This window comes from Rhizobium sp. L9 (assembly GCF_002531885.1).
In the GTDB taxonomy this organism is placed as follows: Bacteria; Pseudomonadota; Alphaproteobacteria; order Rhizobiales; family Rhizobiaceae; genus Rhizobium.
Map to the genome: position 1 here is coordinate 1 of NZ_NWSZ01000094.1, position 852 is coordinate 852.

An 852-nucleotide genomic window follows, 5' to 3' on the forward strand; every position below is an offset into this window, starting at 1 on the left:
CAGGCTGAAGGATATCGAGCCGGCCGAACCGGTGCGACGCTATGAGCGCGGGCGGCCCGGCGAAATGATCCATATCGACATCAAGAAACCTGGCCGCTTCAGCCAGGTTGGCCACCGCATCACGGGTGATCGAACCCGCCAAAGTTCGCGCAGGGGCAAAGGCTGGGGCGCTGGCTGGGAGTACGTTCACGTCGCCATCGATGACGCCTCGCGCGTTGCCTTCTCGCAGATATTGCCAGACGAAAAGAAGGACAGCGCGGTCGCCTTTCTCAAGGCGGCACTGACCTACTATAATACCCTCGGCATTACCGTCGAGCGCGTCATGACCGATAACGGTCCCTGCTATGCCTCAGGCGAATTTGCCCGCGCCTGCCGCGAACTTGGCCTCAAGCACGTCCGAACAAGACCCTATACGCCAAAAACCAATGGCAAGGCCGAACGCTTCATTCAGACCGCGCTTCGGGAATGGGCCTATGCCGTCGCATACCCAACCTCGGACATGCGAGCCGACCAACTGCCAAAATGGCTCCATCGCTACAATTGGCATCGACCCCATGGCAGCCTAAAATATAATACACCAATCAGCAGACTCGGCCTGACCGAGGACAACCTGTTGAGGCTCCACACCTAGAGCGTTTCAGGTTTTCACGGAAGCATATCCGGCATTGGCGAAGTAGTTGCTGCATTCGCTGGGCTCGATGGTTGTGACGAGCTGTCCGATGTGGCGCCAGGTGTCATCGATGGTTCGCTTCTGAGCCAGGCGCATCCAGTGCTTGATCTTGGCAAAGGCCTGCTCGATCGGATTGAAATCGGGGGAATATTTCGGCAGGAACCATTAGTCTGGCGCCGGCC

At 58.2% G+C, this 852-nt stretch carries 1 protein-coding gene and 1 pseudogene; one reads left to right on the plus strand and one right to left on the minus strand.

Annotated elements, in window-relative coordinates; translation table 11 throughout:
* Positions 1 to 631: integrase core domain-containing protein (locus CO660_RS32405; protein WP_141504988.1), on the plus strand; the 631-nt coding region annotated here is incomplete at its 5' end.
* 6 nt (positions 632 to 637) lie between these two features.
* Here the strand turns inward: CO660_RS32405 and CO660_RS32410 are convergent.
* Positions 638 to 852 (minus strand): annotated as a pseudogene (locus tag CO660_RS32410) (transposase); the annotation flags it as partial.